The organism is Amycolatopsis sp. lyj-109 (genome assembly GCF_046548995.1).
Lineage (GTDB): Bacteria > Actinomycetota > Actinomycetes > Mycobacteriales > Pseudonocardiaceae > Amycolatopsis.
On the sequence record NZ_JAJPWR010000016.1, the window covers coordinates 110112 to 122808 of the forward strand.

Below are 12697 nucleotides of genomic sequence, written 5' to 3' on the forward strand. Positions count from 1 at the left end.
TGCCAACTACACGTCCCACGTCACGAGGGCCTACCTCCTCAGCGGTAAGCTGCCCACAAGCGCGGCGATCTCCCGGCCCCGGGTGTGTCGGCGTAGTACCGCACAGCCGAAAGCACCTCGTCAAACGACCAGCGTTTGTTCACCGGTACCAACGTGTCCCGCGGCTCGTCGACGAACGGTTCGAGCCCATCCTGCCGAACGGGACCAGGTCGGCGACTGGCCGACCACACCGATGGACGATCTGGTCGTGGCTCGGTGATCAGCACTGGAAGAGGAACCTGCCCTGCCGGCAGGCACGGCAGACGAACGCGTACCCGCACCCGCTGCCGAAGTTGATGCTGTGGTCGCGGCCTTCCTCGAGTTGCACGGCGAACTCCATCACTGTCGCGCAGACCGGACACACCGGAGTCTCATGGTTCTGCAGCCACGCCGGCGCGCCGCCCACCATGCCGAGGATTTCGGCCTCGGGACGGCCCGTCTCGGCTGACCACTTACCGCGCGCTTCGTCGTAGCCGTCGGCATCGACCGGTTTTACCTCGATGCCGCATACCTCCGCGAGCTGCGTCTCGTCCCCGTCCGGAACGAGGGCGGGGACGAGGTCACCGCGCCGGAACAGCAGGGCACGGTTACCGCCCGATACCGGGTCCCACTCGTCGCACAGACCGGGATCGTTCTGGCACAGGAAGATCGACAGGATCGTCGAAGCGTCGAGCACGACCTGGGCCAGGAACTTCATCGGTCCCTCGCAGGCGGTACAGCGGGGCCAGCCGAAGTCCGCGGGCGCCGAGGGGACGCCGCCGGTGCGTGTCACCTCGGCTTCGGCGACGGCCGGTCCGTTGTAGATCAGCAGGTCGGTCATGGCCGAGAGTCTAGGCAGTCGACGTCGCAAGCTGCTTGGACGCTGGCTCGGTCTCACCCAAGCGCAGGTAAGCAAGCTGGAGAACGGCAAGCCGGAACAGAACCTCGAAACACTTCGCAGGTTCGCCAAGATCCTGCACCTGCCGCAACATCTTCTCTGGTTCGACTTTCAAGGGCAAAGCCGCCTGAGGATTCCGCACAGCTCGACGAACGAAAAGGTCTACGCTGGCTCTCGACCGAGCGGCCTCATTACTCCGCAGGAGCGGGACGAACTTCTCGTCGTGAATACGGGTATGGACACGCTCGAACTGCTGCGGCGCGTTCGTGCATCCGCGATCGATTCGTCGACGATTGATGCACTCAACATCACTGTTGAGCAGCTGGGCTGCGATTACCCGCATGCGGATGCGCGCGAGCTGATGAAGACTGGCAAGGAATGGCTCGGCAAGATGACCGAGTTGCTCGGCAATCACCTGACACTTGCCCAGCATCGCGAGGTACTCCAGCAGGCTGGGATGTTGGCGCTGCTCGTGGGCTGCCTTGAATACGACCTTGGCGACGCGCGGTCAGCTGAGGCGACTCGGCGCATGGCGTTGGAACTCGGGAAGGAAGCAGAAGATCCTGGGATCGTCGGTTGGGCACACGAAATGCTCGCCTGGTTCCACCTGACAGCGGGCAACTTCCGCGCGGTCATTCCGGCGGCCGAAGCGGGCGCATTGGCGGCACCCTCGCACTCCGTCGCCGTGCAGCTCTTTGGCCAGCAGGCGAAAGCCTATGCCCGGATGGGCATGGCGGAAGAGGTCCATAAGGCACTCGATCAGGGAAGTGCTCTGCTGGACCGGCTGCCGTACCCGGACAGGCCGGACAACCACTTTGTGGTCGACCCCGACAAGTGGGACTTCTACGCGATGGACACCTACCGAATCGTCGGTGAGGACCAGCTCGCGCAGCGCAACGCCGAAGAGGTCATGCGCCGCAGCGTGAACGCCGAGGGCGTTCCCGTAGCTCCGATGCGCATAGCCGAAGCTCAGCTCACCCTTGCCGTCATCGCCGCAAGGCGCGGCGACGTTGACGAGGCATCCGCACTAGGTATCCAGGCGCTCCAGAACGGCCGCCGGAGCCGCCCGACCTTGCTCATGGTCTCCAACGAGCTGGAGCACGAGCTGGACACCTACGGTGCGGGCGCGGGTGCAGACTTCCGCGAACTGTTCACCGACATCAAGCGCGCCCAGTAGGCCAACATTCCGGCCGAGAATATCGGGCCATCCGACATTCTTTCCTAGAATATCCAGTGTGGTGGAATGTGTTCGCGACCTGGGTATATTCACGCCTGGGATCTTTTATTCCTCGCGTGTGATAGTTGGTTTCCTGGGTTGGCGGCTTACTTGATGGCACCGGCTCGCAACCGCGAGTCGGAGCCAAGAGTAAGGGTCAAACATTCATGAAATCCACAACCCAAAATGCCGGTTCTCCGGCGTTTCTTTCGATCCGTCAAGTCGCGTGGAGCCTAGGCATTAGCGAGTCCTGCGTGTGCGCGGCCATCCGGACCGGCGTCCTGCGCACAGTGCGGCGCCGCTCCCGGCTCGTCATCCCCGACGCCGAACTGCGCCGGATGCTCGGCGGGGGTGTCCGATGACCGAACCCAACTACGAGGAGACGGCTACTCGACTCAACCGGTACGACGACGTGCCGAGCGACATTCTCACGCACCTGGTTACCCGGGACGGTCTGTGTTTCTGGGCATTCGACCGGGCCGACGTACCCGAGCTGTCCGGCGAGGCTTCGCCGGATCGGGAGCTGGCCGCCCGCATGTGTGCCGGGTGCCCGGTGATCGACGAGTGCCTAGAGTTGGACTTGCGAACCGCCGGACCTGACACGGTCGGGGTGTGGGGTGCGCTGCCGGACACCGACCGGCGCGCCCTGTACCCGGTGTGGGCGCGTCGCCGGGGTGGTGAGGCGCGATGATGGTCAACTTCACGCCGACACAGATCCTCGCCGGGGTCGGGGTGCTGCTGGCGCTGTTCATGGTCTGGCGGTGGAGCGCCCGCAAGGCGCGCCGGGCCGCCGACGCGGCACGGGCAAGTTCCCGGGTGGTGTCGCTGGCCGGGCGGGTGCTGTTCACGGGCGCGGCGTTCACGGGCGTTCAGTGGCTGGTGATCACGCACGTGCACAACCCGACGTTGGTCCTGGTGGTCCTCGGAGTGCCGGACCTGATCGCGGCCTACGTGCTCACACGTGTTCTGACGGTCACGTCCATGGACACCACCAGCACGCGTCGCCGGGGTGGTCGCCGATGACCACGACCAACCAGAACGACACGGCGGCCGTGGCGGGCCGGGCGCGACGGCTCGCCGAGGACGCTGCCGAGGCGGCCGACGTCCGCCGCTGGCAGACCCACCCCGACGTGGTGGCGCTGCGGGTGGAGCGGGTCCGGGCGCAGGTGGACCGGCTGTGCTGGTCCGGGATCGTGCTCGGGCTGGCGTTCACCACGGCCAACGTGCAGTGGTTCGCCGCCGCCGGTTCGGCCGTGGGGTCGCTGCCGTGGCTGACGGCGTGGCTGCTGGACCCGACCGTGTGTCTGGTCCTGCTGGCCATCCTGCGGGCCGAGCAGGTCACCGCGCGGTACCAGGTCCACACGGGAGCGTGGGTACGGGCGGCGAAGTGGTTCACGCTGGCTGCTACCTACGTGATGAACACCTGGTCATCGTGGGTGTCCGGCTCGCCGGCCGGGGTGGTGCTGCACTCGGTTCCGCCGCTGGTGGTGTTCGTCGCCGCCGAGGCAGTGACGAACCTGCGGGACAAGCTCACCGACGCCGTGACGGTGGCGTTCATGAACGCCAGCAACCGGGCGAGCGTTGCCGAGTCGGCAACGGTCGCCCAACCGGCGATCCCGGTTCATGAATCGAACACATCAGCGCAGGAACCGACCGCACCGATAGCTGAGGAGAGCGCACCGGTTCGTGAACCGGCGGCACCGGAACCGGCCGCGCCGCGTCCGGCCCGGCGGAAGTTGTTCGCCGACTACCTCACCGACGCCCGTACCGCGTGGACGCCCGGGGTGCAGATCACTCCGGCGTGGGTGCGGGAGACCACGGGGTGTTCTCGTGGCCTGTCCTCCCGTCTCGCCGCCGCCTTGACCGCCGAGACCGGCAAGGGGGGTGCGAGCCGATGACCGAACCGAACGAGGAGAAGCACGAACACGCCGAGGTGGCTCGGGCTGGCGGCCGGGACGTCGAACACGTCGGCCCGGTACTCGACGGTGAGTTGATCGACGACACGTTGCCCCAGCCGCGTGGCCGGGCGGTTCCGCGCCGGGTGTCGGTGTGGCAGCGCGTTGCCGACGCGGCCGGGCGGGTGTGGCGGTCCGAGTCGATGGTCCGGGCGCGGTCGGTGGCCGCCTACCGGGCGCGGAAGATCCCGCACGATGTCCTCCGGCTGGTGTGGTTCGTGCTGCGGGGGAACTGGCGGTGGCTAGTCAAGTTCTGGAACTGGGCCACCTACGCCGATCTACGGGCCGACGCGCGCCGGGCGCGGCTGGCCGGGGATGCCGACGCGCGGCGTGCCGCGCAGGAGCTGATCCGCTCGGATGCCACGGCACGGTGGGCCAAGCTCGGCATTGTGCTCTGCCGGTTGGTGATCACGGTGCGGGTTGCGGCTCCGGTGGCGGCGGTGTCGTGGCTAGTGGATTCGGTGATGGACCGGGCGGACATGTGGCCGTGGCTGGCCGACGTCTACACGGGAGTGTCCGCCGTGTGGTCGGCGCTCACGGTGGTGGTGCCACTGCTGCTGATCGTGGCGCCGGTGGCGTGGGCGATCGCGGCGGCGTTCGAGGGACGCGATCGCACGCCCGGTGCTGGGTGGCTGGTCCGTCCGGACCGTGACGATGCCGATTCCTGGATTGACGAACGGATGATCAGCAAGGCGTTGGCGCATTTGGGCATCACGCCGCTGGACCGGTTCTACCGCGATGGCGGGGAGCTGGTCTACACCGTGGCCGCGCGTAAGGACGGTGAGGGCACCTTCGCTCAGGTCCGGTTGCCGCTCGGCGTGACTGCCGACATGGTGGCCGCGCGTCGGTCGAAGCTGGCGGCGAACCTTGGGCGGGCGTCGCTGGAAACGTGGCCTACCAAGGGAGATGAGGACGGAATCCTTGACCTGTGGATCGCCGATAAGGGCGTCCTGCGGTGCGGGGCCGGCGGATGGCCGTTGGTCCACGATGGACAGGTCGACGTGTTCGAGGGTGTCCCGTTCGGACTGTCGCAACGCGGGGTGGTCATCAATGCGCCGCTTGTCGGGGTGAACTGGCTGATCGGTGGCCGCCCGGGGCAAGGCAAGTCGGCCGCGTTGCGGACGCTGCTGCTCGGGGCGGCACTGGACCCCACGGCCGAACTGTGGGCGTTCGTGATGGGCGAGTCACCCGACTTCGACCCGTTCCGGCCCCGGCTGTCCCGCTACGCGATGGGGATGGATGACAGCGTGGCCGAAGCGGCAACGCAAGCACTGGCCGACTTGCTGACCGAAATGGAGCGACGCGGCAAGATCCTCGGAGAGCAGCCGGGCCGTCCGCCGAAGGTCTCCCGCAAGCTCGCCGACAAGGCGGGGCTTGGCCTGCACCCGTTGGTGTGCGGGATCGACGAGTGCCACGAGTTTTCCAGCACCCGAAGTTCGGCAAGAAAGCCGCCGAACTGGCCGTCAGGTTGATCAAGCGAGGACGTAAGTACGGAATTGTTCTGTTGCTGGCCACCCAGTCGCCGACGAAGGACAGTATTCCTCGGGAGGTCACCCGCAACGTGTCGTGCGGTGTGGCGTTCTCCGTTGCCGATCAGGTGGCCAACGACGGCCTGTTGGGATCGGGCAAGTACGCGGCCGGTATCCGCGCGACCGAGCTACGGATCAACACCGACCGGGGAACCTGTGTCGCGGTCGGCATCACCGATGAGACGTTCGAGCTGGTCCGCACGTTCTACCTCCCGTTCGAAGACGGGGCCGACGACGTCACCCCCGTCATCAGCCGCGCGATGGCACTGATTGAGGAGATGGGGCGGGCGGTCGAGTCCAGCGCGCGCCCGCAGCTCGAAGCGGCGGCACCGGTGGCCGTCGACCACCTGGCCGACGTCGCGGCGGTGCTGGACCGGGAGAAGCGGGTCCGGACTCAGGTCGTCCTGACCCGGCTGGCCCGGCACGATCCCGGCGAGTACGGCGAGTGGACGTTCCGGGACCTGAAAGCCGCCCTCGCCCCGTACGGGGTCGCGCCGGTCAAGTCGGACGGGAACAAGGTCATCCGCGCCGACGACGTGGCCGCAGCGCTCGACCGCCGCGACCGCGACGACGGCAACGGGGCCGACGACGGACACGGAGACGGCAGGGACTCCGGCAGGGACGCGGCAGGGACTCAGGGACCTCTCCCTGACGAGTCCCTGACCGAAAGTCCCTGCCCTGACCAGCACGAACACGGCTCAGAGACCCCAGGGACCCGCCGCCGGCCAAACCCCGAACCGGGCCGAAACCCGGGTGATTCCGGGACCGGCGAAGGTCCCTCCCTGCCGCCCCGCCGACCGGATGCGGGGAGGTGACTCGCCCTTTGCCCGACCACGCCACCCCCGCACCACAGACCACCGCGCACCGCCACCCGAAAGGCAGCGACCATGACCACCGCAACCACCGCGGAACCGAGGACGACGGTCACATCTCCGACGCCGGAACGAGCCAGCAGGAGGCATCACACGGCGACGGCGACCGGGCCGACAGCCCGGACGGCGGGGACCGGTCCGACGCCGACCGGACCCGGTACAGGAGGCAGGGCACCACCGTAAGGCGGCCTGAACGCGCCGGAGACGGCTCGGCACCGTCCGCACCGCATCATCCGACCGACGCGGCTTCTCAGCGCGTCACCGATCCGACAGGCAGAGCACGCGGAAGGGGAGCCCCGCCGTGTCCCATCCCCACCCCGGAAGAGTGGGCGCAAGAACAGTTGAAGCACGCTCCCGAGCGATCACATGCATGGGCCGTCAAGGTTGCGGCGATCTACGGCCTTGAGGCCCCCACCGCCCCACACCACGAGAACTGAACACGGGAGAGCACGCCACGGCGGGGCGACCGGTGAGGACCGGTCGCCCCGCCGTTGTCGTCTCACCGTCCGTTTCCGACAGCTGAGCACGAGCGGCAACTTGCCCGTTGCTGCGCGAGCGGATTTACCCAGACACCACTAACATTTCGTTCATTACCGGAAACCTTTAGCGGTTTACTGGAACCATTTAGCCTGTTACCGGCGGTAACCCTTGCTCGTCTGTAGGGATCCCCTGACGATCAGTCGCATGTGCACGACGAGAGAGCCCGGTCAATCCGACGAGGACCCGCCCGCGCTGCGGGTACTGTTCCGGCTGGTGCCGGAGAAGGGTGCGCCTGCGTGGTTTACGGTTTGGCTTGCCCTCGTCCTGGGTTCCGTGGTCCTCCTCGGCTGGCTGGCCGGGCCTTGGGTGTCTGGCGCGCTGTCCGCCGCTGGCAGCATCGCTGCGGTAGGCCGAGCCATCGCGCGCCCGCGCCCGAAGTCCTGAGACACGAAAGCCTCTCCCCGGTCCCGTGATGGGACGCAAATAGAGTCTATTCGCCGGGGATTCGGTGGTCGTTCCTGCTCCTACATGATCACGAAGCACAAGAGCGATAGTCCACGATCAGCTGGCCTTGCCCGCGCTGCTGCGCCAGCGTCAACCGCCCAAGCTGCGGCCCGGGGTTCGCGTGCGGGGTGTCGTCGGTCAGTCCGGTGAAATCCAGGTGGCACGCGTCCACCGACAGCGTGCCGTCCGGATTGGACTGGGAAGCCTGCCCAGACAGAGTCAGGTTGTTCACGTAGTCGCCCGCCGCCGTCACTTCGGCGGCCATCGCGCGAATCGCGGCCGGGCAGTCTGGCACGCGCCGGGCGTCAGCGAGTTGCTGACGGGCGGCAGGCGCGAAGACAAAACACGCATCGGCGACCGCGTCCGGCGTCGGCCGGGCGATCCGTTCCGCCAGGAAATTGACCATGCTCCCCGGGGTCCGGGGCAAGATCCGGGCCACGGCTTCATCGTGAGCCTGATTCAACTCCTGTTGCGTCTGGCGAGCGTGGCGGGCCGCGTCCAATGCCAACATCACCCACCCCGCCGCCACCATTACCACACCCAGCGCCAGCGCCCCCAACGTCTGCCAGCGTCGGACCCGTAGCCGCAACATCACCAGTGCGGCCACCCCGGCGCCGGTCACCGCGACCCCTGCCAGCAGCACCCACCACCATGGGGCCACATAGGTCAGCAACCACACCCCGACCACCAACAGCGGCACCGTCACCCGCCACATCGGTGGCGTCCGCCGAGCCACAACCAACACCGCGACGAGACCGCCGAACCCGCCGAAAAACCAAGGCCACATTGCCCAGTCGGACAGCCACCACGCCAGCAGCGCAAGTGTCGCCGCACCGATCAGCGCGGGGAACCGTATGGCACGCTCAATCGCCGCCCGCCGACGGTTCCGGCCCTGGTCTCGCGCTGTTTTTCTCTCCCCAGCAGCGGCCACACGGTCCAAGAAGTTTCCTCCGCCCATGCCCCCCAGGATGCGCCTCTAACTGGGGTAACGCCACCAAGCCGTCCGGCGAGGCGCCTGCTACGCAGGTCGCCGAATAGCTGCTTCATTTTCTAAAAATCGCCACAACCGTAGCGGCAATACCCACTCCAACCGAAAGATTGACTGGTCTTAGTATATTAAGAAGATAATTCTTGGCTCTGTCCGTAAATGTTGGAGGTAGGATATCTATATCCTCGGGCGCGGGCGTGATATCTGCTATTTCCCACGGACGCCCCTGAAGGAGATGCTCAATCATTTCACCGCAAGCCTTAAAGCTCTTATTCAGCGATTCGACGTTTCGAAAATTCTTTGCAGAGTGCAGAATCCAAGCGGCGATTCGTATGCACTTGAAGTATTCTTCATCGGAAGAATCCAAGACGGTGAGCTTCGGGCAGTATATAAGGAAAACTCTAGCCTGAGTTCTCAAGTTCTTCCTGCCGTTCTTGTGCATTTGGATTATCTTACGCTTTCCAGACAAGGAGGCAGAAAAGTGTAACAAGCAAACTTTCCGCAGATCATGCAATGTAGCCATGGCGGCAATAGTGGCATCAAAGACTCTGGCCTCGTCTCCAGTGCCTTGCTCGGTCAATGCCGAGTTGACGGTAAACATAAAGCAGATGAGTGCGGCGATGATGGCCAAGAACAGCCATGTCGAAGTGGTATCATTTGGAGATAGGAGCGACACTAACGTACCGAGTGTAACCACAGGTGCGAGGATTGTGGTGAAGAGGACCACTGTCGCGCCGTTCGAGCTTCGTAACGCGCGCTCGTGTGCAGCAAGTATCATCTCGTGCGAGAATCCGAACTCGGCAAGCGTGAGTAGTTCGGGGTATCTTGCCTCAAGATTGAAAAATCCCTTGCCCCATTTAGTTCTAGCATAGACCCGCAATGCGAATCTAAGTGTGAGATTCAAAGTTCGCTCTGAGCAGTCTCTTCTTTCGACCGAAAATTTCCAATGCTCCGCATCGGTCCATGTTGATCTTATTCGCTTGGAGTCTCGCATGGAAGAAGGGTAGCCTACGCCGCAACCACTAGCCAAAGATCAACATTCCGAATAATGCAGATGGTCGCCGGAATTCTTTCTTTGGGACCTTGCGCGTTGCACGAATTGCCATTCAATGTAGACCTGATCCGTATCGAAATAGCTTGTGTCTGGGCACGCGTTGCGCTCGCCTGGCGCAGACGGCTACAGTGACCGGATGTCAGTTCGATGGTCTCGCATCCATGCGGTACTTGGGCTCGCTCCTGGCGAGTTGACGTACGAGAATGTACGCGATGCAGTTGCTCAGTCCGCTGAAGAGACTGAGGATCTCGATTTCAAGCAGGCACTTCCGCCACGCGAGGATCGCAAGCTGCGCGAGTTCGCGAAGGACGTAGCGGCAATGGCGAACACCCGAGGCGGACTGATCGTCTTTGGCGTAACCGATGATGACGGGCACGCAGGCGCAATCACCGGGGTGGCAAACAGTGAGGCTGAACGCCAACGGCTAAGCAATGTGGCTGCGTCTCGAATTCACCCCATGGTGTCTGGGTTGAAGATCCTCGCCCTGGACGGCCAGCCCGACGATCCGGGAATTCTAGTCGTTTCGATTCCCGCCAGTGCTGATTCTCCGCATCTAATCGGAAATGACGATCAGGTCGGCATCCCTTTCCGCGACGCATCTAACACTCGCTGGATGCGCGAGCGTGATCTCGAACGCGCGTATACTGATCGCTTCGGCCGCCGAGCGTCAAGAATTGACGCACTCCAGGAACAGCGGCTCGAACTTTCTGATCACCTCGATTCAGGTCAGGGATGCTGGATTGTTGTCGCATCGCGACCGGTGACACCGGCGCCAACAATTGTATCGGACCCTACGCAAAACGATGCCCGTCTGACACTTGTAGAGACACTTCGACTCGCCGGCGAAGTCTCTTCGGACAAAAACTGGAAGTCGGCAATCCTGCGCGAATTGAATGACGGCGCAAATAGCCCGCGAATCGGATTGCGGCGATGGGTTGCCCGGTCAAACCCTTTTGACAGTGCGGGAGAACCGTCCAAATGGGTACATGTCGAGTTGCACCATAACGGCTCCACAGGTTTCGCCGCCAGCCTCGAAGCGTGGAACATGGAATCAAATAGTGATGTTGTACAGCTGCGAACTACTCTAATAGAGAGTTCGATTGTTGACGCGGTCACACTTGCAGTAGTCCATGCACGAAATATTGGCAGCGACGCATCCGCTGGCATTGAGGTGACCCTGTGGGGGTCGTCGCCGAAGCCAATTGTAGCTATTGACAACCGCACGGTTAATGGCATGGTCCTTGCGGCCACGAGTGTCGTACCTGGATCACGTCAAATACTACGTTTCAAACCTGTCTACTCTGAAGTTGGCATCACTGAAGACGTCGATGGAATCCGTGCGGTTGCGCGGACATTGTGCGAGGACGCGTTGAATCAGTTCGGCGTTCGAGCGAGTTCTATTACGGCGCCGACCCGCAGCTGATTTATCGTGAATGTCCGACCGATGCCCCGAAGCGCGAGGCGGCGGGACGTCCGCCTGCTAGGCCGGATGCCCCGTCACATTGCGACCTGCGCGAAAATGGCTAGTCGTCGCCACGGAAAATCGGCTTGATTTGGTCCGGATGAAACCGGACACCTTTTCCGGCGGGCGTAATAACGACAGCGACAAGAGTCTGAGCGATCGCCGCCTGCTTCAATTCGATGGAGAAACTCGGCTTCTCCCATTCCTCTGCCAGGTTCGCGATCGCGGCGTCACGGGCATCCTGCCTCGCAGTGTACTTGCGCTGCTCGCGTTTCAGGTTCGCAACGGTGGATTCCATGCGCGCCAGACTGGGAAAGTAGCGTTCCGCTGAGTAGTCGCCGGACTCGTACCTAAGCGTGGAGTCTTGGATCCGGTTTTCCAGGTCTTTGAGCTCCTGTTCTTTCGGCCACGGCGGCAGCTTTTCCAGTTTTCGAGACTGAATCTTTTGCTGCTCAGCGATCACCAGTGCTCGAATGTAGGCGTCCACGGGTGCCGCGTCTCGTGAGATGCTGGCGCAACCGCCCTGCCCTTTCGACGGGCACCGGTAGATCTCGACCAGGTTTCCAGATCGCTGGTCGCGCCTGCTGGAACCGATCATGCGAGCATTGCACTTACCGCACCGGACGAACGGCGACAGCAAATGAAGGGTCCGATACCCGCGCCCCTTCCCTCCGACGCGGGACTGCTCCTGTTCCCTGGCGGGATTCCAGGCGCGCACGACCGCCGCGTACTGGTCATCGGTGAGAATTGGCTGCCACCTACCGCGAACCGGCTTGCTGTCTTCTCCTTTGAGAACCGTGCCTCGGTAGACGACCATTCCGCACATACGGGGGCGCGTGAACATATTCCGGACCGTTGCCGCCCGCCACTCGGCCCCGGTCACCGTGGGAATCTTGCGATCGTTCCACTCCCGCGCCAACGTAAGCGGACTCAACCCCGCGATAATGCGCGGGACGGCCGCCAGAATGTGTTTCGCTTCACGCTTGTTCACCGCGATTCGGTCTTTGCGCCAGCCGAACGGGCGATTGGGACCACCATGGAGCTTCCCCGCTTGGGCCGCCCGGCGCTTTCCGTCGGTGACCCGACGCGACGTGTTCCGAGATTCGGAGTTTCGTTGACTGACTAGGCGTCGCGCAGAGTCGATCCCCTCATCTGTCGTCAGATCGATGTTTCCGGTCATGCTGACGACGTAAATTCCGTACAACTCGACCGCGTCAATGAGATCTTCCAGGATACGCGGGTCACGGGTCGCGCGGTCGATATCGGCAGAGGCGAGGGCATTGCATTCACCCCGGCGCAAGGCGGTGAGAATTGACTCCCAGTCCGGGCGGACCACGCGATAGCCGTAGGTGCCGTCAGGCAGCAGCACGCGCCGCCGCTTGAAGGACGACACGTTGGGCTCAGGAACCTCACGATCGACCCGACCACCGATCGTCTTGACGAACTTCCGCAGGTCGCTGAGCTGGTAGTCGACCTGTCCCTCACCCGGCGCATCCTGGCCCGGCACGACCCTGGACTCACGGGCTTGGAGAATCCAAACTAGCTGGTCAGGGGCGTGCTCGATCAGCGTCCGGCCCCGCTCACGGAGTGGCTGTGAAGGTCCCATGACAGTCAGTGTGCACTAGAAGAGTCGTAGCTACCGCAACGAAGTACCGCAGCGTGCGCAGCTCCATGACCGGCGACGATATGCCCCCGGTATCGGCCCCACCGAACCGGTCTTG

11 protein-coding genes are annotated in these 12697 nt (G+C 63.9%); 7 read left to right on the forward strand and 4 right to left on the reverse strand.

The window, feature by feature from the left end; all coding sequences use genetic code 11:
• Positions 1 to 259: 259 nt before the first annotated feature.
• Positions 260 to 859, reverse strand: coding sequence for a hypothetical protein (locus ACLJQF_RS31855; protein ID WP_410614026.1), 600 nt, complete (start codon positions 857 to 859; stop codon positions 260 to 262).
• On the opposite strand from ACLJQF_RS31855, the gene ACLJQF_RS31860 reads away from it, so the two are divergent.
• The 6 genes from ACLJQF_RS31860 (at position 858) to ACLJQF_RS31885 (ending at position 6431) form a co-directional block, all read left to right on the forward strand.
• A complete protein-coding gene (locus ACLJQF_RS31860) occupies positions 858 to 2093 on the forward strand; it encodes an XRE family transcriptional regulator (protein ID WP_410614027.1) in 1236 nt (411 codons plus the stop codon). The genes ACLJQF_RS31855 and ACLJQF_RS31860 overlap by 2 nt on opposite strands.
• A gap of 397 nt (positions 2094 to 2490) precedes the next feature.
• Entirely contained in the window at positions 2491 to 2823 is a 333-nt protein-coding gene (locus ACLJQF_RS31865) for a WhiB family transcriptional regulator (RefSeq protein ID WP_410614028.1), read from the forward strand.
• Positions 2820 to 3155 carry a hypothetical protein gene (locus tag ACLJQF_RS31870; RefSeq protein ID WP_410614029.1) on the forward strand — a complete coding sequence of 112 codons (336 nt, stop codon included), beginning with the start codon at positions 2820 to 2822 and terminating at the stop codon, positions 3153 to 3155. The genes ACLJQF_RS31865 and ACLJQF_RS31870 overlap by 4 nt, the downstream gene beginning before the upstream one ends.
• On the forward strand, positions 3152 to 4030 hold the full coding sequence (locus ACLJQF_RS31875; protein ID WP_410614030.1) for a hypothetical protein: 879 nt from the start codon (positions 3152 to 3154) through the stop codon (positions 4028 to 4030). The genes ACLJQF_RS31870 and ACLJQF_RS31875 overlap by 4 nt, the downstream gene beginning before the upstream one ends.
• On the forward strand, positions 4027 to 5559 hold the full coding sequence (locus ACLJQF_RS31880; protein ID WP_410614031.1) for an FtsK/SpoIIIE domain-containing protein: 1533 nt from the start codon (positions 4027 to 4029) through the stop codon (positions 5557 to 5559). Before ACLJQF_RS31875 ends, ACLJQF_RS31880 begins: the two co-directional genes overlap by 4 nt.
• Positions 5556 to 6431, forward strand: a complete 876-nt coding sequence (locus ACLJQF_RS31885) for a hypothetical protein (protein ID WP_410614032.1) — start codon at positions 5556 to 5558, stop codon at positions 6429 to 6431. Before ACLJQF_RS31880 ends, ACLJQF_RS31885 begins: the two co-directional genes overlap by 4 nt.
• A 1069-nt stretch (positions 6432 to 7500) precedes the next feature.
• On the opposite strand, the gene ACLJQF_RS31890 is transcribed toward ACLJQF_RS31885, so the two are convergent.
• Together ACLJQF_RS31890 and ACLJQF_RS31895 are read right to left on the reverse strand one after the other, a co-directional pair.
• A complete protein-coding gene (locus ACLJQF_RS31890; RefSeq protein WP_410614033.1) occupies positions 7501 to 8430 on the reverse strand; it encodes a hypothetical protein in 930 nt (309 codons plus the stop codon).
• An 85-nt stretch (positions 8431 to 8515) separates the two neighbouring features.
• A complete protein-coding gene (locus tag ACLJQF_RS31895) occupies positions 8516 to 9454 on the reverse strand; it encodes a hypothetical protein (protein WP_410614034.1) in 939 nt (312 codons plus the stop codon).
• Between the two features lie 196 nt (positions 9455 to 9650).
• Here ACLJQF_RS31895 and ACLJQF_RS31900 point away from each other — a divergent pair, with 196 nt between their 5' ends.
• Positions 9651 to 10937, forward strand: a complete 1287-nt coding sequence (locus ACLJQF_RS31900) for a helix-turn-helix domain-containing protein (RefSeq protein WP_410614035.1) — start codon at positions 9651 to 9653, stop codon at positions 10935 to 10937.
• A gap of 100 nt (positions 10938 to 11037) precedes the next feature.
• Here ACLJQF_RS31900 and ACLJQF_RS31905 read toward each other — a convergent pair whose 3' ends face one another.
• The gene (locus ACLJQF_RS31905; RefSeq protein WP_410614036.1) at positions 11038 to 12582 is read right to left on the reverse strand and encodes a recombinase family protein; all 1545 of its coding nucleotides are present in this window, start codon (positions 12580 to 12582) and stop codon (positions 11038 to 11040) included.
• Between the last annotated feature and the right edge of the window lie 115 nt (positions 12583 to 12697).

Bases quoted from the DNA above. Each gene is read 5' to 3' on its own strand.
- ACLJQF_RS31860 (WP_410614027.1), top strand. From the start codon at position 858: ATGGCCGAGAGTCTAGGCAGTCGACGTCGCAAGCTGCTTGGACGCTGG.
- ACLJQF_RS31855 (WP_410614026.1), bottom strand. From the start codon at position 859: ATGACCGACCTGCTGATCTACAACGGACCGGCCGTCGCCGAAGCCGAG.
- ACLJQF_RS31865 (WP_410614028.1), top strand. From the start codon at position 2,491: ATGACCGAACCCAACTACGAGGAGACGGCTACTCGACTCAACCGGTAC.
- ACLJQF_RS31870 (WP_410614029.1), top strand. From the start codon at position 2,820: ATGATGGTCAACTTCACGCCGACACAGATCCTCGCCGGGGTCGGGGTG.
- ACLJQF_RS31875 (WP_410614030.1), top strand. From the start codon at position 3,152: ATGACCACGACCAACCAGAACGACACGGCGGCCGTGGCGGGCCGGGCG.
- ACLJQF_RS31880 (WP_410614031.1), top strand. From the start codon at position 4,027: ATGACCGAACCGAACGAGGAGAAGCACGAACACGCCGAGGTGGCTCGG.
- ACLJQF_RS31890 (WP_410614033.1), bottom strand. From the start codon at position 8,430: ATGGGCGGAGGAAACTTCTTGGACCGTGTGGCCGCTGCTGGGGAGAGA.
- ACLJQF_RS31895 (WP_410614034.1), bottom strand. From the start codon at position 9,454: ATGCGAGACTCCAAGCGAATAAGATCAACATGGACCGATGCGGAGCAT.
- ACLJQF_RS31900 (WP_410614035.1), top strand. From the start codon at position 9,651: ATGTCAGTTCGATGGTCTCGCATCCATGCGGTACTTGGGCTCGCTCCT.
- ACLJQF_RS31905 (WP_410614036.1), bottom strand. From the start codon at position 12,582: ATGGGACCTTCACAGCCACTCCGTGAGCGGGGCCGGACGCTGATCGAG.